This is a genomic window from Pseudomonas sp. Pseusp21, assembly GCF_059492145.1.
In genome coordinates this window covers 5,677,419-5,700,642 of the sequence record NZ_CP168520.1, presented here as the reverse complement: position 1 = coordinate 5,700,642, position 23,224 = coordinate 5,677,419, and the positions used below count along the sequence as shown (strand labels likewise).

General features: G+C 59.9%; 22 protein-coding genes and 1 tRNA gene. 12 read left to right on the top strand and 11 right to left on the bottom strand.

What is annotated here, in order from left to right:
- Nucleotides 1–40: 40 nt before the first annotated feature.
- Nucleotides 41–931, bottom strand: a complete 891-nt coding sequence (gene prpB / locus ACEN93_RS26020; RefSeq protein ID WP_007951973.1) for a methylisocitrate lyase — start codon at nt 929–931, stop codon at nt 41–43.
- Nucleotides 928–1,653, bottom strand: a complete 726-nt coding sequence (locus ACEN93_RS26015; protein ID WP_074687615.1) for a GntR family transcriptional regulator — start codon at nt 1,651–1,653, stop codon at nt 928–930. Before ACEN93_RS26015 ends, prpB begins: the two co-directional genes overlap by 4 nt.
- A gap of 297 nt (nt 1,654–1,950) precedes the next feature.
- Between ACEN93_RS26015 and rloA the strand changes: the two genes are divergently transcribed.
- From rloA to pabB, 4 genes are all read left to right on the top strand, one after another.
- Nucleotides 1,951–2,487, top strand: a complete 537-nt coding sequence (rloA, locus tag ACEN93_RS26010; protein WP_011333239.1) for a retropepsin-like aspartic peptidase RloA — start codon at nt 1,951–1,953, stop codon at nt 2,485–2,487.
- 5 nt (nt 2,488–2,492) lie between these two features.
- Nucleotides 2,493–4,028: an osmotic stress tolerance membrane protein RloB gene (gene rloB / locus ACEN93_RS26005; protein ID WP_039769978.1), complete on the top strand. Its 1,536-nt coding sequence runs from the start codon at nt 2,493–2,495 to the stop codon at nt 4,026–4,028.
- Nucleotides 4,028–5,014 (top strand): alpha-L-glutamate ligase-like protein, encoded by a 987-nt coding sequence (locus ACEN93_RS26000; RefSeq protein ID WP_039769976.1) that lies wholly within the window; start codon nt 4,028–4,030, stop codon nt 5,012–5,014. The genes rloB and ACEN93_RS26000 overlap by 1 nt, the downstream gene beginning before the upstream one ends.
- Before the next feature lie 233 nt (nt 5,015–5,247).
- Entirely contained in the window at nt 5,248–6,591 is a 1,344-nt protein-coding gene (gene pabB / locus ACEN93_RS25995) for an aminodeoxychorismate synthase component I (protein ID WP_495610671.1), read from the top strand.
- Between the two features lie 127 nt (nt 6,592–6,718).
- Here pabB and thrH read toward each other — a convergent pair whose 3' ends face one another.
- Complete coding sequence (gene thrH / locus ACEN93_RS25990) at nt 6,719–7,336, bottom strand: bifunctional phosphoserine phosphatase/homoserine phosphotransferase ThrH (protein ID WP_011333236.1); 618 nt, start codon at nt 7,334–7,336, stop codon at nt 6,719–6,721.
- A 162-nt stretch (nt 7,337–7,498) separates the two neighbouring features.
- Between thrH and ACEN93_RS25985 the strand changes: the two genes are divergently transcribed.
- The 3 genes from ACEN93_RS25985 to ACEN93_RS25975 all read left to right on the top strand — a co-directional run bounded on the left by ACEN93_RS25985 (nt 7,499) and on the right by ACEN93_RS25975 (nt 11,064).
- Complete coding sequence (locus ACEN93_RS25985) at nt 7,499–8,233, top strand: phosphoadenylyl-sulfate reductase (RefSeq protein ID WP_039769972.1); 735 nt, start codon at nt 7,499–7,501, stop codon at nt 8,231–8,233.
- A 503-nt stretch (nt 8,234–8,736) separates the two neighbouring features.
- Entirely contained in the window at nt 8,737–10,281 is a 1,545-nt protein-coding gene (locus ACEN93_RS25980; RefSeq protein WP_039769970.1) for an NCS1 family nucleobase:cation symporter-1, read from the top strand.
- Between the two features lie 54 nt (nt 10,282–10,335).
- Complete coding sequence (locus tag ACEN93_RS25975; protein WP_039769968.1) at nt 10,336–11,064, top strand: aspartate/glutamate racemase family protein; 729 nt, start codon at nt 10,336–10,338, stop codon at nt 11,062–11,064.
- Here ACEN93_RS25975 and ACEN93_RS25970 read toward each other — a convergent pair.
- Nucleotides 11,033–11,974 (bottom strand): LysR family transcriptional regulator, encoded by a 942-nt coding sequence (locus ACEN93_RS25970; RefSeq protein WP_103386418.1) that lies wholly within the window; start codon nt 11,972–11,974, stop codon nt 11,033–11,035. The two genes, ACEN93_RS25975 and ACEN93_RS25970, sit on opposite strands and share 32 nt — an antisense overlap.
- A gap of 125 nt (nt 11,975–12,099) precedes the next feature.
- Between ACEN93_RS25970 and ACEN93_RS25965 the strand changes: the two genes are divergently transcribed.
- A complete protein-coding gene (locus ACEN93_RS25965) occupies nt 12,100–12,846 on the top strand; it encodes a 3-oxoacyl-ACP reductase family protein (protein WP_039769965.1) in 747 nt (248 codons plus the stop codon).
- A 76-nt stretch (nt 12,847–12,922) separates the two neighbouring features.
- Here ACEN93_RS25965 and ACEN93_RS25960 read toward each other — a convergent pair whose 3' ends face one another.
- Nucleotides 12,923–13,618, bottom strand: a complete 696-nt coding sequence (locus ACEN93_RS25960; RefSeq protein WP_007960113.1) for an HAD-IA family hydrolase — start codon at nt 13,616–13,618, stop codon at nt 12,923–12,925.
- Nucleotides 13,619–13,867: 249 nt separating this feature from the next.
- Between ACEN93_RS25960 and ACEN93_RS25955 the strand changes: the two genes are divergently transcribed.
- Both ACEN93_RS25955 and ACEN93_RS25950 read left to right on the top strand, forming a co-directional pair.
- Nucleotides 13,868–18,652, top strand: coding sequence for an RHS repeat-associated core domain-containing protein (locus tag ACEN93_RS25955; RefSeq protein ID WP_495610670.1), 4,785 nt, complete (start codon nt 13,868–13,870; stop codon nt 18,650–18,652).
- Nucleotides 18,653–18,654: 2 nt separating this feature from the next.
- Nucleotides 18,655–19,059, top strand: coding sequence for an Imm50 family immunity protein (locus tag ACEN93_RS25950; RefSeq protein WP_074687611.1), 405 nt, complete (start codon nt 18,655–18,657; stop codon nt 19,057–19,059).
- A gap of 180 nt (nt 19,060–19,239) precedes the next feature.
- Here the strand turns inward: ACEN93_RS25950 and ACEN93_RS25945 are convergent, their stop codons facing one another.
- The 4 genes from ACEN93_RS25945 to ACEN93_RS25930 all read right to left on the bottom strand — a co-directional run bounded on the left by ACEN93_RS25945 (nt 19,240) and on the right by ACEN93_RS25930 (nt 20,956).
- Nucleotides 19,240–19,404 carry a hypothetical protein gene (locus tag ACEN93_RS25945; protein WP_169429543.1) on the bottom strand — a complete coding sequence of 55 codons (165 nt, stop codon included), beginning with the start codon at nt 19,402–19,404 and terminating at the stop codon, nt 19,240–19,242.
- 124 nt (nt 19,405–19,528) lie between these two features.
- Nucleotides 19,529–19,951: a glycine zipper domain-containing protein gene (locus ACEN93_RS25940; protein WP_039769957.1), complete on the bottom strand. Its 423-nt coding sequence runs from the start codon at nt 19,949–19,951 to the stop codon at nt 19,529–19,531.
- Nucleotides 19,952–20,088: 137 nt separating this feature from the next.
- Nucleotides 20,089–20,457, bottom strand: a complete 369-nt coding sequence (locus ACEN93_RS25935; protein ID WP_039769955.1) for a glycine zipper domain-containing protein — start codon at nt 20,455–20,457, stop codon at nt 20,089–20,091.
- Nucleotides 20,458–20,767: 310 nt separating this feature from the next.
- Entirely contained in the window at nt 20,768–20,956 is a 189-nt protein-coding gene (locus ACEN93_RS25930) for a hypothetical protein (protein WP_039769953.1), read from the bottom strand.
- Between the two features lie 242 nt (nt 20,957–21,198).
- On the opposite strand from ACEN93_RS25930, the gene ACEN93_RS25925 reads away from it, so the two are divergent.
- Nucleotides 21,199–21,477, top strand: a complete 279-nt coding sequence (locus tag ACEN93_RS25925; protein WP_039769951.1) for a hypothetical protein — start codon at nt 21,199–21,201, stop codon at nt 21,475–21,477.
- A gap of 42 nt (nt 21,478–21,519) precedes the next feature.
- On the opposite strand, the gene ACEN93_RS25920 is transcribed toward ACEN93_RS25925, so the two are convergent.
- Nucleotides 21,520–21,840: a YbjQ family protein gene (locus ACEN93_RS25920; protein ID WP_490843999.1), complete on the bottom strand. Its 321-nt coding sequence runs from the start codon at nt 21,838–21,840 to the stop codon at nt 21,520–21,522.
- A gap of 154 nt (nt 21,841–21,994) precedes the next feature.
- Nucleotides 21,995–22,084, bottom strand: a tRNA-Ser gene (locus ACEN93_RS25915).
- Between the two features lie 307 nt (nt 22,085–22,391).
- On the opposite strand from ACEN93_RS25915, the gene ACEN93_RS25910 reads away from it, so the two are divergent.
- Complete coding sequence (locus tag ACEN93_RS25910; protein ID WP_039769947.1) at nt 22,392–23,081, top strand: crotonase/enoyl-CoA hydratase family protein; 690 nt, start codon at nt 22,392–22,394, stop codon at nt 23,079–23,081.
- Nucleotides 23,082–23,224: the final 143 nt, after the last annotated feature.

Sequence of the window (23,224 nt, the reverse complement as noted above, 5' to 3'; positions counted from 1 at the left end):
TGTCTCCAATCTTGAATTTATTAGGGAGTACGGTTGCGGCTTACTTCTTCGCCGCAAACAACGCGTCGAGCTTCTGCTCGAAGGTGTGGTAATCGATGCGATCGTAAAGCTCCATGCGAGTCTGCATGGTGTCGATGACATTTTGCTGAGTGCCGTCGCGGCGGATCGCGGTGTAGACGTTTTCCGCGGCCTTGTTCATCGCGCGGAATGCCGACAGCGGGTACAGCACCAGCGACACATCGGCGCCGGCCAGTTGCTCGGTGGTGTACAGCGGCGTCGAGCCGAATTCGGTGATGTTGGCCAGGATCGGCGCTTTCACACGGCTGGCGAACAGCTTGTACATCTCCAGTTCCGTGATGGCTTCCGGGAAAATCATGTCGGCGCCGGCCTCGATGCACGCGGCGGCGCGATCCAGTGCCGATTCCAGGCCTTCAACAGCCAGCGCGTCGGTGCGGGCCATGATCACGAAGCTGTCGTCGGTGCGGGCATCGACGGCAGCCTTGATGCGGTCGACCATTTCCTGCTGGGTCACGATCTCTTTGTTCGGACGATGACCGCAGCGCTTGGCACCGACCTGGTCTTCGATGTGAATCGCCGCCGCGCCGAACTTGATCATCGACTTGACGGTGCGGGCCACGTTGAACGCCGAGGCGCCGAAACCGGTGTCCACGTCCACCAGCAGCGGCAGGTCGCAGACGTCGGTGATGCGGCGCACGTCGGTCAGCACGTCATCCAGGCCAGTGATGCCCAGGTCCGGCACGCCGAGGGAGCCGGCAGCCACCCCGCCACCCGACAGGTAGATCGCCTTGAAACCGGCGCGCTTGGCCAGCAGCGCGTGGTTGGCATTGATCGCCCCGACCACTTGCAGCGGATGTTCGCTGGCGACCGCATCGCGGAAACGCTGGCCTGGAGTGCTCTTGTTGGAACTCATGACTCACCTCGTTCAGTGGCTGTCTTGTTGTCGGCGCCGTCCTGGTAATGACGGGCGATGTTGCGTTTCGAGGCGCCGATGTGACGGCGCATCAACAATTCCGCGAGCTCGCCGTCACGGTCGGCGATGGCATCGAGAATCCGGTGGTGTTCGGCAAAGGCCTGGCGCGGGCGGTTGGGCGTGGTGGAAAACTGGATGCGGTACATGCGCACCAGTTGATAGAGCTCGCCGCAGAGCATTTGCGTGAGGGTGCGGTTGCCGCTGCCCTGGATGATCCGGTAGTGAAAGTCGAAATCGCCTTCCTGCTGGTAGTAGCCGACACCGGCCTGAAACGCTGCATCGCGTTCGTGGGTTTCCAGCACCCGGCGCAGTTCGTCGATTTCTTCGACGCTCATGCGTTCGGCCGCCAGACGGCAGGCCATGCCTTCGAGGGACTCGCGGATTTCGTAGAGTTCGAGCAATTCGGCGTGGCTCAGCGACACCACCCGGGCACCGACGTGCGGTACGCGCACCAGCAGACGCTGGCCTTCCAGCCGGTGGATCGCTTCGCGCAGCGGCCCGCGGCTGATGCCGTAGGTGCGCGCCAGTTCCGGCTCGGAGATCTTGCTGCCCGGGGCGATCTCGCCTTTGACGATGGCCGCCTGGATGCGCCGGAAGACGTTTTCCGAGAGCGTCTCGGAATCGTCGCCGCTGACCACCGGGGGATCGAGTTGATCCAGCATATTGTCGACACCTTCAAATCCAATGCGGCAAAAACTAGCGAATCAGCCCGCATCAGTCAAAGGATAAATCTAGATTGTCGACAATCGTCTAATAAGCCTTCATCTCAGCCCCAAGGGTTATAGACCGGTCCCGGCGCTGGCGCCATAAAACCACCGTGCTAGAATGCCGCCCGCATTTGCGAGTCATTTGCACGGCTTGTCATAAAAAGCTGATAGGCACACGAAGGCGCATGGGCAGACAGGATTTCCTGATGCCATGGCCCTGAACCGAGAACGGAACGCTGCTCGCCAGGATTTATGAGACTCAAGCCCTTCCCCACATTCTTTGCACTGTTTTGCCTGCCCGGCCTCGCTGCGGCGGGGGAAAAGACCGTGTACGGCCTCAACGAATACGCTGCCCTCGACGGGATCAACCTGGAAGTGGCGGCGAAACTCGACACCGGGGCGAAAACCGCCTCCCTGAGCGCCCGCGACATCAAACGCTTCAAACGCAACGGCGAGTCCTGGGTACGTTTCTACCTGGCCATCGACGCCGCGCATTCGCACCCGATCGAACGGCCGCTGGCCCGGGTCAGCAAGATCAAGCGCCGCGCCGGCGACTACGACCCGGAAGAAGGCAAGAAGTACACCGCCCGCCCGGTAATCGAGCTGGACATCTGCATGGGTTCGGCAATGCGCAGCATCGAAGTGAACCTGACCGACCGTAGTGCGTTCCAATACCCGCTTTTGATCGGCTCCGAGGCGCTGAAACGCTTCGATGCGCTGGTCGATCCCAGTCTTAAATACGCTGCCGGCAAACCCGCCTGCGCCATCGCCGCTCATACCGCCGAGTAATTTCCATGCGTTCTCTAACCTTCCACCTGAAAGTCCTGATCACCATCCTGGTGTTGCTGGGCGTTTCGGTTACGGCCTATCAGATTTTCGTGCTCGGCATCCCGGTGACCGAAGACGCCACCGACGACCTGTGGAACATCGACGCCAAGGTCGAGTTCGTCGCCAGCACCAAGGATCCGGTGAAGATCCAGATGTTCGTGCCGCCCCTGAGCCGCGATTACGTCAGCCTCAATGAAAGCTTCATCTCCAACAACTACGGCGTGGCGGTCAACCGCGTCGACGGCAACCGCAAGGTCACCTGGTCGGCACGCCGGGCCAAGGGCAATCAGACTCTTTATTACCGTCTGGTGCTGACCAAGCGTTACACCGCCGAAAAAACCAAGGTCAAAGGCCCGACCTTCCGCGACAGCATGGCCATCGAAGGCCCGGAAAAGATCGCCGCCGAAGCCCTGCTCGCGCCGATCCGCCAGCATTCGGCCGACGTCGAGACCTTCATTGGCGAGGCGATCAAACGCGTCAACAACGTCAACGACGACAACGTGAAACTGCTGCTGGCCGGCGATCCGTCGACGCCGCACAAAGCCAAGATCGTCGAGCTGCTGCTGTCCATCGCCCACGTGCCGGTGGAGAAAGTCCACACCATCCGCCTCGTCGCCGATCAGCCGCAAACCCCGGAACTGTGGCTGCGCAGTTTCAACGGCACCGACTGGCTGTACTTCAACCCGGAAACCGGCGAACAAGGCCTGCCGACCGACCGCCTGCTGTGGTGGAGCGGTGATGAAAACCTGATCACCGTCGACGGCGGCAAGAAAGCCAACGTGACCTTCAGCCTGAACAACAGCGAGATGAACGCGATTCGTCTGGCCAAGCTGACCGACGAAAACACCGACGCCAATTTCCTCGAATACTCGCTGTACGGCCTGCCGCTGCAAACCCAGCAGACCTTCATGATCATGGTGATGATCCCGATCGGCGTGCTGGTGATCCTGATCCTGCGCAACCTGATCGGCCTGCAGACCCTCGGCACGTTCACGCCGGTGCTGATCGCCCTGGCCTTCCGCGAGACACAGCTGGGCTTCGGCATCCTGCTGTTTACCGTGATCACCGCGCTCGGGTTATCGCTGCGCTCGTATCTGGAACACCTGAAGCTGCAAATGCTGCCGCGCCTGTCGGTGGTGCTGACGTTCGTGGTGGTGCTGATCGCGGCGATCAGCCTGTTCAGTCACAAACTCGGTCTGGAGCGCGGTCTGTCGGTGGCGCTGTTCCCGATGGTGATTCTGACCATGACCATCGAACGCCTGTCGATCACCTGGGAAGAACGCGGCGCCAGCCATGCCATGAAAGTGGCGATCGGCACGCTGTTCGCGGCGTCCCTGGCGCACCTGATCATGACCGTTCCGGAGCTGGTGTACTTCGTGTTCACCTTCCCGGCGATCCTGCTGATCCTCGTGGGTTTCATGCTGGCCATGGGTCGCTATCGCGGCTACCGCCTGACCGAGCTGGTGCGTTTCAAGGCTTTCCTGAAGAAGGCTGACGCCTGATGTTCGGTTTCTGGAAGACCTGGAAGGCCCTGGAAGCCCGGGGCATCATGGGTATCAATCGGCGTAACGCCGACTACGTGCTCAAGTACAACAAGCGCAGCCTTTACCCGATCGTCGATGACAAGATCATCACCAAGGAACGCGCGATCGAGGCCGGCATTCACGTGCCGGAACTGTATGGCGTGATTTCCACGGAGAAGGAAATCGACAAGCTCGGCGAGATCATCGGCGGGCGCAACGACTTCGTGATCAAGCCGGCCCAGGGCGCCGGCGGTGACGGCATCATCGTCATCGCCGACCGTTTCGAGGGCCGCTATCGCACGGTGTCGGGCAAGATCCTTGCCCACGAAGAGCTGGAGCATCATATCTCGAGCATCCTCACCGGCCTGTATTCGCTGGGTGGCCACCGCGACCGGGCGCTGATCGAATATCGGGTGACCCCGGACCAGATCTTCAAGAGCATCAGCTACGAAGGCGTGCCGGACATCCGCATCATCGTGCTGATGGGTTACCCGGTGATGGCGATGCTGCGTTTGCCGACCCGTCAGTCCGGCGGCAAGGCCAACCTGCACCAAGGCGCCATCGGCGTCGGTGTTGACCTGGCCACCGGCCTGACCCTGCGTGGCACCTGGCTGAACAACATCATCACCAAACACCCGGACACCACCAACGCGGTGGACGGCGTGCAACTGCCCTACTGGGACGGTTTCATGAAGCTCGCCGCCGGTTGTTATGAGCTGTGTGGCCTGGGGTACATCGGCGTGGACATGGTGCTGGACCAGGAGAAAGGCCCGCTGATTCTGGAGTTGAATGCGCGGCCGGGGCTGAATATCCAGATTGCCAATGATTGCGGGCTGACGTTGCGCACCCATGCGGTGGAAGCGCATCTGGAAGAGCTCAAGGCGCGCGGGGTGACGGAGTCGGTTGAAGAGCGGGTGGCGTTTGCTCAGGAGTTGTTTGGGCATATTCCGGCGGTCGAGGGCTGACTTCCCTTTCATGATCGTTCCCACGCTCCGCGTGGTAACGCCGACATGGACGCTCCGCGTCCACTGTGACGCGGAGCGTCACGGGATGCATTCCCACGCAGAGCGTGGGAACGATCAAACGATCAAGCGTGATACCTGCCGCCAATCTGCCAATCCCCGACATCCCCTCTAGGAGCAATTCCCGGAGGGGACTACAATCCCCACCCCGCCTCGATGGCCGATCTGCCCCGCCCATGTTGACCTGTTCCGTACACCCGCTGCCCTACCGCGCCAACCCCGCCGACTATTTCGCGGCCGTCCGCCATGCGCCCGGCGCCGTGCTGCTCGACAGCGGCCGGCCGAGTGCCGACCGTGGCCGTTATGACCTGCTCAGCGCCTGGCCGCTGGAACAACTGGCGGTGTTGCCGGACGAACACGGCGACGATTTCCTGCAACGCTTGCGGAACAATCTGACCCGGTTGGGCGAGGCGCAATTGCCCGACGGCTACGAATTGCCCTTCGTCGGCGGCCTGATCGGTTACCTGAGCTACGACTTCGGCCGACATCTGGAAAACCTGCCGAGCCAGGCCCGGGATGACCTGCAATTGCCCGATGCGCGTTTTGGTCTGTACGACTGGGCACTGATCAGCGATCACCAATCGGCCACCAGCCAACTGGTGTTCCACCCCTCGGTCAGCGCCAGCGAGAAACAACGGCTGATCGATGTGTTCAGCCAGCCGGTGGACACCGTACTGACGCCTTTCAAGCTGAGCAGCCCGATGGCAGCCGATCTCTCGGCCGATGAATACCGTAAGGCGTTCGAGCGTATCCAGCATTACATCCAGGCCGGCGACTGCTATCAGGTCAATTTCGCCCAGCGTTTCCGCGCGCCGTGCCAGGGCGATCCATGGCTGGCCTACTGCAAATTGCGCGAGGCCTGCCCGACGCCGTTTTCCGGGTTCCAGAGCCTGCCCGACGGCAACGCAGTACTGAGCCTGTCGCCCGAGCGTTTCGTCAAAGTCAGTCAGCGCCAAGTGGAAACCCGTCCGATCAAGGGCACCCGCCCCCGTGGCGCGACTCCGGCCGAAGACGCGGCGAACGCCGCCGAACTGCTGGCCAGCCCCAAGGATCGCGCGGAAAACCTGATGATCGTCGACCTGCTGCGCAATGACCTGGGCCGCACCTGCCGCATCGGCTCGGTGCGGGTGCCGGAGTTGTTCAGCCTGGAAAGCTATCCGAACGTGCATCACCTGGTCAGTAGCGTAACCGGTGAACTGGCGGAACATCGCGATGCGCTGGATCTGATTGCCGGCAGCTTCCCCGGCGGCTCGATCACCGGCGCACCGAAGATTCGTGCGATGCAGATCATCGACGAACTGGAGCCGACCCGACGCGGCTTGTATTGCGGTTCGTTGCTGTATCTGGACGTGCGTGGCGAGATGGACAGCTCCATCGCCATTCGCAGTCTGCTGGTGAAGGATGGGCAGGTGTGCTGCTGGGGCGGTGGCGGGATCGTCGCTGACTCGGACTGGCAGGCGGAGTATCAGGAATCGATTACCAAGGTCAGAGTCCTGCTAGAAACCCTGCAAAACCTTTAACCGTTGATCGTTGATCGTTCCCACGCTCTGCGTGGGAATGCAGCCCGGGACGCTCTGCGTCCCAAAGCGGACGCAGAGCGTCCATTGAGGCATTCCCACGCAGAGCGTGGGAACGATCATCAGGTGGCTAAAGGGATAAGTCGCGGTTCGAAGCTTTGAGAAACTCCTGCTTCAACTCGGCAAACGTATGCACCGCCGGAAACTGCGGAAACTCGCGAATCACGTTGTCCGGCGCATGGAACAGAATCCCCGCATCCGCTTCGCCGAGCATGCTGGTGTCGTTGTAGGAATCCCCCGCCGCAATCACCCGGTAATACAGGCTCTTGAAGGCCAGGACCGACTGACGTTTCGGATCTTTCTGACGCAACTGATAGCTGGTCACCCGACCGCTGTCATCGGTAATCAGTCGGTGGCAGAGCAAGGTCGGAAAGCCCAGCTGACGCATCAGCGGCTGGGAAAACTCGTAGAACGTGTCCGACAGAATCACCACCTGAAACCGCTCGCGCAGCCAGTTGACGAACTCCACCGCGCCGTCCAGCGGCTTGAGCGTGGCGATCACTTCCTGAATGTCCGAAAGTTTCAGGCCATGCTCATCAAGGATGCGCAGGCGCTGTTTCATCAGCACGTCGTAGTCGGGAATGTCCCGGGTGGTGGCCTTGAGCGATTCGATTCCGGTTTTTTCGGCGAAGGCGATCCAGATTTCCGGTACCAGCACCCCTTCAAGATCAAGACAGGCAATTTCCACAGGACACTCCATTTGTAATGTTTATTGAGCCGAGCGAGCCCGAACTCTAGCGGCTCGACCTGGAGCGCGCAACGCAGAGGCTGCCCCGGCGCGCGTTGCTTTTTGTTACCATCGCCGCCATATAGAGCGCCCAGCGCCACCGACCTGTAGGAAGCCGCCCTGATGAGCCCAACGTTCGACGTCGTGGAACTCGCCACGACCTATGCCAACAAATCCGCGCAGGACATCCTCAAACTCGCGTTCGCCGAGTTCGGCGATGACCTGTGGATATCTTTCAGCGGCGCCGAGGATGTGGTGCTGGTGGACATGGCCTGGAAGCTGAACAAGAACGTCAAGGTGTTCAGTCTCGACACCGGTCGCCTGCATCCGGAAACCTACCGTTTCATCGATCAGGTGCGCGAGCACTACAAGATCGACATCGAACTGGTCTCACCGGACTACACGAAACTTGAACCGTTCGTGAAGGAAAAAGGCCTGTTCAGTTTCTACAAGGACGGCCATGGCGAATGCTGCGGGATCCGCAAGATCGAGCCGCTGCGCCGCAAACTCTCCGACGTGAAGGCCTGGGCCACCGGCCAGCGCCGCGATCAAAGCCCTGGCACCCGCAGCGCCGTGGCGGTGATGGAAATCGATACAGCGTTCTCCACCCCGGAGCGCACCCTGTACAAGTTCAACCCACTGGCGCAGATGACCAGCGAAGAAATCTGGGGCTACATCCGCATGCTGGAGCTGCCGTACAACAGCCTGCATGAGCGCGGTTTCATCAGCATCGGCTGCGAACCGTGCACTCGTCCTGTCCTGCCGAACCAGCACGAACGTGAAGGCCGTTGGTGGTGGGAAGAAGCGACCCAGAAAGAATGCGGGTTGCATGCCGGGAACATCATCAGTAAGGCATAAGCATCGCTGTTGCCCCGTGGGAGCAATTCAGCTCCCACAGTGTTCACCGCCCGTCTTGAAAAATGTGTACACACGAATGTCACCATCGGTGCCATTTATGTGTGCACTTTTCGTTTCTGCGCCCTGAAAAGTTACATCAGGCTCCAAAAACACTCCCTCCCGGCGCCCGCCAAAATCCCTCCCGAAAAATAAATACCTGTTCGAACGGTCAACTTATATCGCCGGTATTTCAACGACTTGGTGTTCTTCAATAACTTTTCGAAATCAGCGGTGATTTTCATAGATCGCGGGCTGGCACAGATCTGGCTTTAGTGCATACATGTTTTGTATACAAAACCGCAAAACATGAACCCACACTTTCGATCCGCAAGCCTGAAGCGCCCTATCCCGTACAGGCTGCAGATGCCCCGAAACCAGTGATGTTTCACCGCCGCGACGAAGATCTGCCGAGCCCGAGCGCTCATGCACAGTCATCGCGACCCGGACATCAGGAGCCTGCCGGAATGCGTACGAGTCTCTCCAATAACAACATCGCGCTGAATCTGCCCGCCTCTTCAACCCTCGACCACAGCGTGGCCGGTGATGGCATCGCCGAACCGCTGCAATTGAGCCCGCGTCTGCACAACAGTGACCTCGCACCGACCAAGGTCGAAGGACGGCGTTGGGGCAAATACAGCATCTTTGCCCTGTGGACCAACGATGTGCACAACATCGCCAATTACTCGTTTGCCATCGGTCTGTACGCCCTGGGCCTGGGCGGCTGGCAGATTCTGCTGTCGCTGGGGATCGGCGCGGCGCTGGTGTATTTCTTCATGAACCTGTCCGGCTATATGGGGCAGAAAACCGGCGTGCCGTTTCCAGTGATCAGCCGGATCAGTTTCGGCATTCACGGGGCACAGATTCCAGCATTGATCCGGGCGGTGATCGCCATCGCCTGGTTCGGGATTCAGACGTACCTGGCGTCGGTGGTGTTTCGCGTGTTGCTCACGGCGATCCATCCCGGTTTCGCCGACTACGATCACAACTCGATCCTCGGCCTGTCGAGCCTGGGCTGGGTGTGTTTCGTGGCGATCTGGTTCGTGCAACTGGCGATTCTGGCCTACGGCATGGAAATGGTCCGCCGCTACGAAGCCTTCGCCGGGCCGGTGATTCTGCTGACCGTCGCCTGCCTCGCCGCGTGGATGTACACCCAGGCCAACGCGACCATTGCCTGGTCGATCCGCGAACCCCTGACCGGCGGTGAGATGTGGCGCAACATCTTTGCCGGCGGCGCCTTGTGGCTGGCGATCTATGGGACGCTGATCCTCAACTTCTGCGACTTCGCCCGCTCTTCGCCGTGCCGCAAAACGATCAAGATCGGAAATTTCTGGGGCCTGCCGGTGAATATTCTGGTGTTCGCCGGGATCACCGTCTTGCTGTGCGGTGCGCAATTTCAGATCAACGGGCGGATCATCGAAAGCCCGACCGAAATCATTGCGTCGATCCCCAACACGTTCTTTCTGGTGCTCGGCTGCCTGGCGTTCCTGATCGTCACCGTGGCGGTGAACATCATGGCCAATTTCGTCGCCCCGGCCTTCGTGCTCAGCAACCTGGCGCCGAAATACCTGACCTTCCGCCGCGCCGGGCTGATCAGCGCAACGATTGCTGTGCTGATCCTGCCGTGGAACCTCTACAACAGCCCGCTGGTGATCGTGTATTTCCTGTCCGGCCTCGGCGCCCTGCTCGGCCCGCTGTACGGCGTGATCATGGTCGACTACTGGTTGATCCGCAAAGGCCGGATCCACGTGCCGCAGCTGTACAGCGAACACCCGAACGGTGCGTATTACTACAGTCGCGGGGTCAATCTGCGGGCGGTCGCAGCGTTTATTCCGGCCGCCTTGATCGCGATCGTCCTGGCGCTGGTGCCGGGCTTCCACAGCGTTTCGCCCTTCTCCTGGCTGATCGGCGCCGGCATTGCCGGGATGCTCTACCTGATCATCGCCAAACGCCAGCCGCACTACGCCGACGTCGACGGTGAAGCCATCGCCGTCGACAACGTCAGCCACTGAATCTTTTGGCGGCCCTTCGCGGGGCCGCAGAACCAACCGTAATAAGGACTTCCCATGCGCATTCTCGTGGTCAACGTCAACACCACCGAATCCATCACCCAGGCCATCGCCCGCTCGGCGCAGGCTGTCGCTTCCCCCGGCACCGAGATTGTCGGCCTGACGCCATACTTCGGCGCCGATTCAGTCGAGGGCAATTTCGAAAGTTATCTGGCGGCCATCGCCGTGATGGACCGGGTGATGTCCTACGACCAGCCGTTCGACGCGGTGATCCAGGCCGGCTACGGCGAGCACGGTCGCGAAGGTTTGCAGGAGTTGCTCAACGTGCCGGTGGTGGACATTACCGACGCGGCGGCCAGCACCGCGATGTACCTTGGCCACGCCTACTCGGTGGTGACCACGCTGGATCGCACCGTGCCGCTGATTGAGGATCGGCTGAAACTGTCCGGCCTGTGGGATCGCTGCGCCTCGGTGCGTGCCAGTGGCCTGGCGGTGCTGGAGCTGGAACACGAGCCGCAACGGGCGCTGGAAGCGATCGTCCATCAGGCGGAACTGGCGGTGACTCAGGATAAAGCCGAAGTGATCTGCCTGGGTTGCGGCGGCATGGCCGGGCTCGATGAGAAGATCCGTCAGCGCACCGGGGTGCCGGTGGTGGATGGCGTCACAGCGGCCGTGACCATCGCCGAATCGCTGGTGCGGCTGGGCTTGTCGACCTCCAAGGTACGCACCTATGCGACGCCACGGCCAAAAACCATCATCGGCTGGCCAGCACGTTTTGCGCGTTGAACCGTTCGGCGAGGCCCTGGGTTGAAAACTGCTCGATGACAAAATCGACGAAGGCCCGGGTCTTGCCCGGCAACAGTTTGTGTTCGGCGTAATAAATGGAGATGTTGCCGTCGTCGACGTACCAGTCCGGCAGGACCCGCTGCAACGTCCCCGCCTCAAGATAGCCGACGGCGAACGGCATGCTCACCAACGCAATCCCCAACCCCTGCGCCGCCGTGGCGCAGGCGGCTTCGGAATCGCTCATGGTCATTCGCGCCTTGAGGGTCAGCGGGCTGTGTTGTCGGGTGCGATGCGTCAATTGCCAGGAGCGCACGCGACCAGTCTGCGGTGAGCGGATCAGGATGCCGTCGTGCAGTGTGAGGTCGTCCGGTTCGCTGATCGGTGCGTACCGATCCAGATAATCCTTGGAAGCCACCAACACCCGATGCGCTGGTGTCAGCCTGCGCGCCACCACGCCTTGGGGCAGTTCGAAGCCACCGCCAATCGCTGCATCGAAACCCTGGCCGATCAGATCGACCTGGCGGTTATCGAAGTGCCAGTCCGGGTTGATCGCCGGAAATCTTTTCAGGAATTCCCCCAGCAACGGCACGATGTACAAACGGCCGAACACCGTGCCCATGCTGACTTTCAGCGTGCCCGCCGGTTGGCCGCCGGCGCTGGCCAGATTGTTCACGGCGTTCTGGATGGTGGTCAGGCTGCCGCTGACCTCACTCAGAAACAATTGCCCCGCTTCCGTCAGGGTCAACCGACGGGTGCTACGCTGGAACAGCCTCACACCGAGGCGCGCTTCCAGTTTCGCCACGCTTTTGCCCACGGCGGCCGGTGTCAGGCTCAGACGGCGCGCGGCCTCGGCAAAGCTGCCGACTTCGGCGCTGCGCACGAAGCATTCGATACTGCTGAAGGTTTCCATGGCCGCCACTCTAAACTTTTGGTTTACACAGACTATAGCAACCACGGTCTACCCGCCTATTGGCGAGGGGCAGATACTCGACACCACACCAAGGCAGCCTGCCTTGAAACTCCTGGAGATCGAACATGACCACTCAACACCTCAGCGGTAAAGTCGCTCTGATTCAAGGCGGCTCTCGCGGCATCGGTGCCGCCATCGTCAAACGCCTGGCCGCTGAAGGCGCCGCGGTTGCCTTTACTTACGTCAGCTCGGCCGCCAAGGCTGAAGAACTGCAAAACAGCATCACCGCCACCGGCGGCAAAGCCCTGGCGATCAAGGCTGACAGCGCCGACGCAGGTGCCATCCGCAACGCGGTGAACGCCACTGTCGAAACCTTTGGCCGCCTCGACATCCTGGTCAACAACGCCGGTGTGCTGGCCGTCGCGCCGCTGGAAGACTTCAAACTGGAAGACTTCGACCAGACCCTGGCAATCAACGTGCGCAGCGTGTTCATCGCCAGCCAGGAAGCCGCCAGACACATGGGCGAAGGCTCGCGCATCATCAACATCGGCAGCACCAACGCCGACCGCATGCCCTTCGCCGGTGGTGGCGTGTATGCGATGAGCAAATCCGCACTGGTCGGCCTGACCAAAGGCCTGGCCCGCGACCTCGGCCCACGGGGCATCACCATCAACAACGTGCAACCCGGCCCGGTCGATACCGACATGAACCCGGCTCACGGCGAGTTTGCCGACAGCCTGATCCCGCTGATGGCGGTGGGTCGTTACGGTAAAGCCGAGGAAATCGCCAGCTTCGTGGCTTACCTTGCAAGCCCGGAGGCCGGTTACATCACTGGTGCGAGCCTGACCATCGACGGTGGTTTCGGCGCCTGATTGATCAGATAGTCGATAACGAAAAACGCCGCCCCTCCTTTGACAGAGGGGCGGCGTTTTTATGTCGGCGGTTTGATCAGGCCCAGTCGAGCGCTGGCAATCCGCATGCACTCGGCGTGAACGCTTTCAACGTACGAAGAATCCCGTCGGCGTGTGCGTATTTTTCATCGGCCATGGCGGCATCCGGAATGGCGATGGCGGTCATGCCGGCCGCTTTCGCGGCTGTCACGCCGAATGGCGAATCTTCGAACACCAGGCAATCTTCCGGCGCCACACCCAGGCGGCGCGCAGCGGTGAGGAAGATGTCCGGCGCCGGTTTGGCCGCGCCGACTTCCGGGTCGTCAGCGGTGACGATGAAGTCGAACAGCGCGAACCAGTCGCGGTGCAAGGTGGTTTTCTGACCGAACGACTGACGCGATGAGCTGGTACCGACCGCAATCGGAATGTTGTGCGCCTTGAGGTGACGGATCAGTTCCTCGGCACCCGGCATCGCCTGCGCGGTGGGAAAACGCTCGCGCATCAGCGGCTCGCGGATAACCAGAAATTCTTCGGCGGTGATCGGCAGGTCCAGCGCCTCAACCACGTAGCGCGCCAGATCGCCGGCGCCACGGCCGATGATGTTCTGCTTGATGCTCCAATCGAAGGTGCGCCCGTAACGCTCGGCAATCAGCGAGGTGACCTCGGTGTAGATGCCCTCGGTGTCCAGCAGCAAACCGTCCATGTCGAAAATCACGGCCTTGATCGGGCCAAACGCCTTCAGCGGTGCATTCATCATCGGATCCGTTATCAAAGACATCCCGAGCGACGTGGATATCGCCGCTGCTCGGATCTGATTAAAGGGTTCAGCAGCATAACGAGCGCAGCCGAGGTTGAGCAACGGGCAATGTCGGTTGTCCGCCGAACGCCCTCCCGCACATTTAGAGAATCGCCCTACAGACATCGCCTACTCGGCTGACTTCTTTCCTGTTCGATCCCCCGCAAAGTTTCGCGCCATTCCCCCGATGCGCGCGAGTGACTGCCAATGCTTCCACCTGATCCACTCCTGAAACTGAACAACAGCATCGGTTTGCTGGTGGTTGCTGCGCTGAACCCTGATCAGCCTGACGTCGAAAAGCTGTTTCAGGAGTTTCGCCTTTGTCTCAATAACTATGAAGCCTGGGCCGAACAGTTCTGGACAGGCACCGCGCTGGGTGTCGAGCAGGTGTTCAAGGTCGGCAACGATGTCCGGCTCAGTGCACCGGTTGGCAGCCGCAGCCCCATCAGTTCCTCCGTGGTCATGTGCCCCGCCACCGGCCCCCTGACGCTGGTGCACATGTTCGAAGCCGCACGGTTTGTGCCGATCGGCAACACGCCGGTGATCCTTGAACCGGTGATTTCCGATGTCGACGGCATTTTGGGGTTCGGCGAACCGCTGCATCACACCATCGGCCCCACCGGCATTCTCGAGGTCAGCGACTGCGACCGGGGCCAGCGTTATCGCATCACCTTCTTTCCCGATGTTTCCACCGCGCATATCCAGACGTTGTACGCCTCGTATCAGGGCCTTGTTGATGGCCTGGAAGGCTGGCTGCGTGAGGAATGGAAAGGGTTTCAACCGCAGTGGACGGCGTTTTCCAGCGCCGGTTTCACCGAGCGTTACGGGCAGCTGCAACAGGCTGACTGGCACGGTTTCGAATCTGCGCTGAATGGCGTCTGGGATGACGTGAAACAGCTGTTTGCCCTGCTTGCAGATTTGCAGGCCAACAGCGAAAAGCTTCTGCAATACCTGTCCAGCGCTGAACTGGATGCTTTGCTCCAGGCATCCACCGAAGCCATCGCCAATGGCTTGCTGATGCTCAGCGACGAGCCGTTGCTGTTCATTTATCTGGCGGCCTTTACCTGCTGGCTGAAGATGCTGCCGCCGCAGTATCTGGCCGAGGTGCTGGCTGAAGTTCGGGCTGAGCTGCTGGTCAGTTTTCTGCTGATGTGTGTGTCGGGTGGCATGGGTGTGCCGCTGCGGTTGAGCACCCAGGTACTGGGCAAGATCAAGTCGCCGCGTGCGCGGGAATGGCTGGCGGCTTCGGCGCTGCGGCTGGCGGAGCTGACCTCCGCGCCTGATCTGACCCGGCATGCGAGCGCGTTGAAACCGCTGATGGTCAATGCAGGCCCGGCACCGTTGCGGCCGACACCGGCTATTCCGCTGGAGGTTCGCACGGGGGATGCGCTGGTGCTGAAGGTGCCCAATCCGGCGGCCATTGCCCGCGACAAGTCCCACGGCATGACACGAATGGAACGGCACGAGCCTCGGGATGATGCTTCGGATCAGGCAAAAAATCCCAACGGTGACAGTGCCGATTGTGCACCGAGGACCTGCACCAATGGCTGTCCGGTTTCGATGGTCACCGGTGAAGAGCTGCTAACGCTGACCGATGGTGTGCTCGATGGGCTGCTTCCATTTGAGTTCAGCCGGTTGTACCGCAGCAGTGCGGCCGAGATCGATGTTGGGTTGGGGTTTGGCTGGAGTCATTCGCTGGCGCATCGGCTGGAGATTGATGGCGCTTCGGTGGTCTGGGTCGACCATGAGAACCGGCGGACGCGGTTTCCGTTGCCGAGTGTCGAGCGGCCGGAAATCCACAACAGCTTGTCGCGGGCGGCGATCTTTTTGGGGGATGAGCCGGAGGAGTTGATTGTTGCGCTGGCGGGGGACGCTACGCGGTTTTATCACTTTCGGGTTGGGCGTCTGACGGCTGTCAGCGATGCCTATGGCAATCGTCTGACCGTGCATCGGGATCTTTCCGACCGGATTCAGCGCCTGGACAACGGGGCTGGCCGTTCTTTGTTGCTGCGTTATGAGCGGGCGCATCTGGTCGCGGTCGATTATCAGGTTTTTCGGGAGTCTGCCTGGCGTACCGAGCAGACGCTGGCCAGCTACCGCTTTGATGCCCGCCATCGATTGATCGAGGCGTCCAACGCGGTCGGCGAGACTGAGCGTTACGACTACGACGACCAGCACGTCATCCTGCAACGGCAGCTGGCCGGCGGCGCGAGCTTCTTCTGGGAGTGGGAGCGTGCCGGCAAGGCAGCGCGTTGCGTGCGGCACTGGGCGTCGTTTTCGCAGATGGATACGCGTTACGTCTGGGATGACGCCGGCCGTGTCACGGTGCAGTACGTCGACGGCACTGAAGAAACCTACGTCCACGACGATACGGCGCGGTTGGTGCGTCAGGTTGCCGCCGATGGTGGCGAACAGCTCAAGGCCTACGACGCGCAGGGCCGATTGGTCGCCGAGCAGGATGCGCTGGGGGCGGTCACCGAATACCGCTACGACGATGCCGGACGGCTGATCGCGCTGATTCCGCCGGACGATGCGCCGACGTCCTACGAGTACCGCAACGGTTTCCTGCACAGTCGTTCACGTGGCGATGCCGTGTGGACGTACCGGCGCAATGCCCAGGGTGATATCACCGAAGCGGTCGACCCGGACGGCCACGTCACCCATTACCACTACGACGCGCAGGGGCGGTTGCTGTCGGTCCGTTATCCGGATTCGGGTCGGCATGTGTTCGTGTGGAACGACCTGGGCCAACTGGTCGAAGAAAGTCTGCCGGACGGTGGGGTTCGCAAGTTTTCCTACGATGCGCTAGGGCGGCGGATTACGGCGCAGGACGAGCATGGCGCGGTCACCCGTCATGCATGGGATGCCGTTGGCCGGCTGATCCAGACCACCTCGCCGAATGGCGCCACCCGCGCCTGGTCCTACAGCGCCTACGGCCAGATCACCGCCGAACGCGATGAACTGGGGCGCATCACCCGCTACGAATATGACGATGACCTGCATTTGGTCAGCCGGCGGATCAACCCCGACGGCACGCAACTCCGGTACCGCTACGACCATGCGCAGCTGCTGCTGACGGAAATCGAGAATGAGTCGGGCGAAAAGTATCGGCTGGACTACACGCCCACCGGACTGATCCGACAGGAAACCGGCTTCGATGGCCGGCGTACGGCGTATGTCTACGACCGCAACGGTCATCTGCTGGAAAAGACCGAGTATGGCGACGACGGCTCGACGCTGGTCACCACTTACCAGCGCGACAGCGCCGGGCGATTGCTGCTCAAGACCCTGCCGGACGGGGTCGAGGTCAGCTACCGCTATGACCGTTTAGGCCGTTTGGTCGGCGTGGATGACGGCCAGGATCACCCGCTGGCTTTCGAATACGACCTGCAGGACCGGCTGGTGCGCGAGCATCAGGGCTGGGGCACCTTGCGTTACACCTACGACGCCTGCGGCCAACTGACTCGCATGCGTCTGCCGGACAACAGCAAGCTCGATTATCACTATGCCAAGGGCGGTGCGCTGACCGCGATCGACCTCAATGGCGCCTTGCTGACCCGCCATGTCTACCAGAACGGTCGTGAACAGCAACGCCAGCAAGGCCTGCTGCTCAGCGAATATGCCTACGACGAACAGGGCCGCTTACGCGCCCACGCCGTAGGCCATCAGCGCAGTGCGCTGTACCGCCGCGACTTTGCCTACAGCGCCAACGGCAACCTCGAACACATCGCCGACACCCGCCACGGCCAGCGCAGCTACACCTACGACGCCCTCGACCGGCTGATCCGCGTGCGCCACACCCGCGACGATGTGCCGGAAAACTTTGCCCACGACCCGGCCGGCAACCTGCTGCTGCAGGACCGCCCCGGCCCGACGCAGATCAAAGGCAATCGCCTGCAAATGCAGGGCGACCGGCACTACGACTACGACGCCTTCGGCAATCTGATCCGCGAACGCCGCGGCCGCGCGCAAACCCTCGTCACCGAATACCGCTACGACAGCCAGCACCGCCTGATCGGCCTGACCCGCCCCGACGGCAAAACCGCGACCTACCAATACGACGCCTTCGGCCGGCGCATCCGCAAGACCGTCGACGGCCAGAGCACCGAATTCTTCTGGCAAGGCGACCATCTGATCGCCGAAAGCAGCCCGACCCAGCACCGCAGCTTCATCTACGAACCCGGCACCTTCCGCCCGCTGGCGCTGCTCGACGGCAAAGGCCCGAAACGCGCCTGCCCGTTCTACTACCAACTCGACCACCTCGGCACCCCGCAGGAGTTGACCGACTACAGCGGCGACATCGTCTGGTCCGCCAAATACAGCGCCTACGGCAAGGTCACCTCGCTGGAACTGGCGACCGAGGACTACCTGAACCAGCCGCTGCGGTTTCAGGGGCAGTACTTCGATGACGAAAGCGGGCTGCATTACAACCGGCACCGGTATTACGACCCGGACGTGGGCCGGTACCTGACGCCGGATCCGGTGAAGCTGGCGGGTGGGTTGAATCAGTACCAGTACGTGCCGAATCCGACGGGGTGGGTGGATCCGTTGGGGTTGACGTCCAACTGTCCGCCCAAAAATGGAAAATCAGTTGCTTGTTCAGATTTTGGTGAGGTTGAGCTTCCGGATGTTTCCAGACGCGGCGCTTTTAGACAGGCAAAAGCTGATGCAGGGATTCCGAAAGGTCAACAGCCAGACGTACAGTTTGACGAAGTCAGTGGCAAACCAGGTCAGTTTATTTACATCAACATGACCGATATAAACGGCAAAAGCATCTTGAACGACTCCGGCATACCCATTAGAACTAGACAGTACATGTACACTCGACAGGATGGTTTCAAGCTAATATTGCAAGATCACTCTGCTGGACATAAATTCGGCGATGCTAGGAAAATTGGAGATCAAGGACCACACTTTAACATCCGTCCCGCAGCCAACCCAAGAACTGGAAAAGTCAAAAATACTGACGAGCACTATCCTTTTAGGAAATAGCCATGAAACACTGGAACGATATAGCAGAAAGCACTTTTTTCAACATGATTTTTAGCTCCCCAATAGCCATTGGAGAAATAAAACTTTTCATCTTAAATATCGACAACAATTACTCGACCGTCACATTAGGTTTCGATATACCTGAAATCCCGGACACTCCTCCGAAAAAATGGGAAAAAATGGGATTTAACGCTTGCCGCATAGGAATAACATGCAGCGAGATAGAGGATTTGGCATTACACAATCTACCTACAAACAAAAACCTGAGATTAACCATAAAAAATACTGGTTTACGATTTAGAGTTTCGGCCACTTCTGACGACTCATCAATACATTTCACGACAGCTTTTATATGCCTTCGCGAGCCTACGGTTTATCTGACCAGCACTCCATTCCATGAAACATGATTAAAACTTGATATTTTAACTTCCATCGCGATAGTTTTTTATTTGTAATAATTGCAATTTTTATCAAGAGATATGCGCAATTACTTTATTTTTTACAGATCAGAGTAGCCAAGTCGATTACCCAAATTTAAACGAACAACACACGAAAATTGCTGCAGGAAAATTGATGCGAGCACCCCATCACTCATCATCATCAAAATCCTCATACTCAAGCTCCTCCTCACCCTCCATAAGCGGAACCGTCGCATCATCCATCAACGACCCCGGATCTTCATTCCCCGGATCATTGATAAACGGCAACCCACTCGGGCCTTTTTCTTCCTTGCCTTCGGTTTCGGGAGTCATGGCGCACCTCGTCAATCGCATTCGTATACGACGTTCGAAAAGTATGGCCGCTAATCGTTCCAGCGCATGACGCGCAGGCGCAAAAAAACCCGGCATAAAGCCGGGTTTCCGTAGAACCGATCACTCAACGATGACGATTCTTGTGTTTGTACTTGTGCTTATGACCACCGCCGGAGTGCGACTTGCCGCCATCGTCACCCAGGTTGTTGCCGACCGCACCACCCGCTGCGCCGCCCAACCCTGCGCCGATGGTCGAACCGGTGGAGCCGCCGAGGCTGTTGCCGATCACTGAACCGCCAGCGGCACCGAGGCCACCGCCAATGGCGGCTTCCGTGCGATTGCGTTTGTTCGCGCCGACGGCACTACCGGCCGCGCCACCAACACCAGCGCCCACCGCAGCACCGGTGCTGCCGCCGAGCTGGCCGCCGACCACGTTGCCCAGCGCGCCACCCAATCCGCCACCCACGGCGGCTGTGCCATCACCAGCGGCCATGGCGCCTTGGGCTACCAGTAATCCCAAAACCAATGCGGATAATGTCAAGCGCATACAGACCTCACAGGTCCCGGATCGGGACGGTACGCCCGCGGAGGGGGCTATGTGGTATTGGAGGGGATTTCGGGAAAAACGTTCAGCAACGAAAAAGCCCGGCATAAAACCGGGCCTTTTCAGTCATGCGTTGGCAATCAGTGACGCTTGTGACCCTTGGACAGGTTGCTGCCCACCGCGCCACCGGCTGCGCCGCCCAGGCCAGCACCGATGGTGGCGCCAGTCTTGCCGCCCAGGCTGTTACCGATCACCGAACCGCCCGCCGCGCCGACGCCGCCGCCGATGGCTGCTTTGGTACGAGCACCTTTCTTGGCAGCCAGTGCACTGCCGGCCGCACCCGCTACACCAGCGCCAATCGCTGCGCCGGTGCTGCCGCCCATTTTCTGGCCAACCACGTTACCCAGCGCGCCGCCGAGACCGCCACCCAGTGCGGCGGTACCGTCACCAGCCATTGCACCTTGAGCAACCAGAAGCCCCAGAACCAGAGCAGGCAGAGTTAAACGCATGACGAAAACCTCAACAAAAGGAATAAAAAAGGGCGCAGATTGAATGCTGTTGCCGCGGCAATGTCCAGCGTTGCAGCGCACTTGGCGCCGATTGGACAGTGAATACGGAAAAGGTTTTATGACGGACAAAAAAAAGCCCGCTGGGGAGACGGGCTGGAGACTTGCTTTCTAACGGATGGCTTCACCCTACTCAGGCGGGTGTGAAAAGTTTGTGAAAAAACCGGACAAAAGCTTCAATCAATGTAGGACGCTTCTTTACCAGGCAGGCATAAAAAACCCCGTTCAATGACGGGGCTCTGCGGGACAGGACTCACTTTCTGGAGCGGGTGGTGACCTTGGGCAGAAACTTCGCCTTCGGGCCCTTGGGTGCCGTGGACTTGATCTTGCCGGTCTGCACCGGATCCTCGCCAAATCCGGCCTGATACTCCGTCTGGCCGCAGCGCACGCAATTGTTGAATGAAAATTCAGCCCCGTCGTCTTCGATGTACGGATCAGTCATCTTTGCTCCCCTTCTCAAATGCGGGCCGACACCGGCAAACCCTTTTGCCTGAAAAAATATCGACCTCCAAGGCTTTTGAGACTAGCCGGTCATTCCTGGACTTGTGGTTCAGATCACCCGGAGCCCGACGAATGGCCCACGGAAATTAAACACAATGACGAACCGTTGGTCTCACGCGGCTAAAGATTCCCGGCGACCGGCCGCTGCCCTTTTTCCTACGCAATAAATCTCAAGGAGAGAACATGGAAATCAAAGGATTACCGACACTGCCTGTTGTAAAGCTCACGGATGAACAGATCGCCGCCGGCAAGGCCGGGGCGGAGAAACTCAAGGAAAAGATCGCTTCGGGTGAAATCGTCATCAAGCAGCCAACCGGACCGAGTCCGTTGCAGCCTGGCGTGATCTACCACCCAGACCCGGTTCAGCCAGTTCAACCCGGCGATACGCCGCCTCTCGTCGCGAACGACACGCCGCTGACCTACGATTCGAAAGGCACCATCCTGCTCAAACCGCAGGGCTGATTATCAGCACAGAGCCCATTCCGTTGAATGGGCTCACTAGCCTCAGCGCAACTTGACCGCCGTACCGGTCGCAAACACCACAACCATGCCACCCTTCCCTACGGGCATGCTGATCTCGAAATCCACCCCGACCACCGCATCCGCCTGCAAAGCCCGCGCACGCTCCCTGATCTCGTCAGTCGCCTGGATACGTGCCTCCTTCAATGCCCGCTCCAGCGTCTGCGAACGCCCGCCGAAAAAGTCCCGCATACCGGCGAACATATCGCGAATCACATTCACGCCCTGCACCGACTCGGCACTGACAATGTCCAGATACGCCGTAATCTGCCGGCCTTCGATGGAGTGGGTGGTGGAAATGATCATGGAGGTCGTCCTTTTTTACATGCCGGATAAAACCGCGATTGTAATGCCCTGGCAAAGGGAAGCCGAAGCAATCTCTGTGACCAAAAAACCGGGCACCAGAATGCACAAAACCCCTGGCTTCTTTCGAAACCAGGGGTTTTGTTTACATCGAATTTGGCGGTGAAGGAGAGATTCGAACTCTCGATACAGTTTCCTGTATACACACTTTCCAGGCGTGCTCCTTAAGCCACTCGGACACTTCACCGTATCTCTTCAAACATGTTCTGTCTGTCGAGGCGCGCTAATGTAGTCGAAAGCTTTTCTGATGGCAAACTTTTTTTCAGAATTTTCATGCGGTTAAGCGAAAAAGCCGCGACCGCCATCGAGAGTCCATGGCGATCCGGCCAATCTCGGGTAAACGCGGCCCTTCTATATAGGCGCGCAGGCGTCAGGCACCGGGCGCGTTGCAGCGCATCGGCCAGTAAACAGTGACTGGCGGGTCAGTCACAGTGCTTTACCTGACCGACGACGGTGGGTAACGTCTGCCCATCTTTCTTATAAGGAATTGCGCCATGAGCGACCTGATTGCCTACCACCTCGAAGACGGTATCGCGACCCTGACCCTGAGCAACGGCAAGGTCAACGCCATTTCCCCGGACGTGATCGCGGCCTTCAACGCGGCGCTGGATCAGGCGGTGGCGGATCGTGCCGTTGTGATCATCACCGGCCAGCCGGGCATTCTCTCTGGCGGCTACGACCTGAAAGTAATGACCGCCGGCCCTAAAGAGGCGGTGTCGCTGGTGACTGCCGGTTCGACTCTGGCCCGTCGTCTGCTGTCGCATCCGTTCCCGGTGATCGTCGCTTGCCCGGGTCACGCCGTGGCCAAAGGTGCATTCATTCTGTTGTCCGCCGACTACCGCATAGGTGTCGACGGCCCGTTCAGCATCGGTCTGAATGAAGTGCAGATCGGCATGACCATGCACCATGCCGGTATCGAGCTGGCCCGTGATCGTCTGCGTCGCTCGGCCTTCCATCGCTCGGTGATCAATGGCGAGATGTTTGATCCGCAAAGCGCAGTGGATGCCGGTTTCCTCGACAAGGTTGTCGCGGCCGAAGAGTTGCAAGGTGCCGCCCTCGCCGCCGCGCGTCAGTTGAAGAAGATCAACATGACCGCGCATAAGAACACCAAGCTGAAAGTGCGCAAGGCGCTGCTGGAAACCCTGGACAACGCGATCATTCAGGATCAGGAGCATCTGGGCTGACACCCGGCTCATACCGATTCTGAAAAGCCCGACCGTCGTGTCGGGCTTTTTCTTACACGCCCAGTTAAAAACTCTGCAGCAGCTCTAGGACGCCTCTGACCAACAAGTCGGAAACATGCGCTTAAACATTGCCCATCTCCGGA

Coding starts and splice junctions, on each gene's coding strand:
- prpB (WP_007951973.1), bottom strand. CDS start 931: ATGAGTTCCAACAAGAGCACTCCAGGCCAGCGTTTCCGCGATGCGGTC.
- ACEN93_RS26015 (WP_074687615.1), bottom strand. CDS start 1,653: ATGCTGGATCAACTCGATCCCCCGGTGGTCAGCGGCGACGATTCCGAG.
- rloA (WP_011333239.1), top strand. CDS start 1,951: ATGAGACTCAAGCCCTTCCCCACATTCTTTGCACTGTTTTGCCTGCCC.
- rloB (WP_039769978.1), top strand. CDS start 2,493: ATGCGTTCTCTAACCTTCCACCTGAAAGTCCTGATCACCATCCTGGTG.
- ACEN93_RS26000 (WP_039769976.1), top strand. CDS start 4,028: ATGTTCGGTTTCTGGAAGACCTGGAAGGCCCTGGAAGCCCGGGGCATC.
- pabB (WP_495610671.1), top strand. CDS start 5,248: ATGTTGACCTGTTCCGTACACCCGCTGCCCTACCGCGCCAACCCCGCC.
- ACEN93_RS25985 (WP_039769972.1), top strand. CDS start 7,499: ATGAGCCCAACGTTCGACGTCGTGGAACTCGCCACGACCTATGCCAAC.
- ACEN93_RS25980 (WP_039769970.1), top strand. CDS start 8,737: ATGCGTACGAGTCTCTCCAATAACAACATCGCGCTGAATCTGCCCGCC.
- ACEN93_RS25975 (WP_039769968.1), top strand. CDS start 10,336: ATGCGCATTCTCGTGGTCAACGTCAACACCACCGAATCCATCACCCAG.
- ACEN93_RS25970 (WP_103386418.1), bottom strand. CDS start 11,974: ATGGAAACCTTCAGCAGTATCGAATGCTTCGTGCGCAGCGCCGAAGTC.
- ACEN93_RS25965 (WP_039769965.1), top strand. CDS start 12,100: ATGACCACTCAACACCTCAGCGGTAAAGTCGCTCTGATTCAAGGCGGC.
- ACEN93_RS25960 (WP_007960113.1), bottom strand. CDS start 13,618: ATGAATGCACCGCTGAAGGCGTTTGGCCCGATCAAGGCCGTGATTTTC.
- ACEN93_RS25955 (WP_495610670.1), top strand. CDS start 13,868: ATGCTTCCACCTGATCCACTCCTGAAACTGAACAACAGCATCGGTTTG.
- ACEN93_RS25950 (WP_074687611.1), top strand. CDS start 18,655: ATGAAACACTGGAACGATATAGCAGAAAGCACTTTTTTCAACATGATT.
- ACEN93_RS25945 (WP_169429543.1), bottom strand. CDS start 19,404: ATGACTCCCGAAACCGAAGGCAAGGAAGAAAAAGGCCCGAGTGGGTTG.
- ACEN93_RS25940 (WP_039769957.1), bottom strand. CDS start 19,951: ATGCGCTTGACATTATCCGCATTGGTTTTGGGATTACTGGTAGCCCAA.
- ACEN93_RS25935 (WP_039769955.1), bottom strand. CDS start 20,457: ATGCGTTTAACTCTGCCTGCTCTGGTTCTGGGGCTTCTGGTTGCTCAA.
- ACEN93_RS25930 (WP_039769953.1), bottom strand. CDS start 20,956: ATGACTGATCCGTACATCGAAGACGACGGGGCTGAATTTTCATTCAAC.
- ACEN93_RS25925 (WP_039769951.1), top strand. CDS start 21,199: ATGGAAATCAAAGGATTACCGACACTGCCTGTTGTAAAGCTCACGGAT.
- ACEN93_RS25920 (WP_490843999.1), bottom strand. CDS start 21,840: ATGATCATTTCCACCACCCACTCCATCGAAGGCCGGCAGATTACGGCG.
- ACEN93_RS25910 (WP_039769947.1), top strand. CDS start 22,392: ATGAGCGACCTGATTGCCTACCACCTCGAAGACGGTATCGCGACCCTG.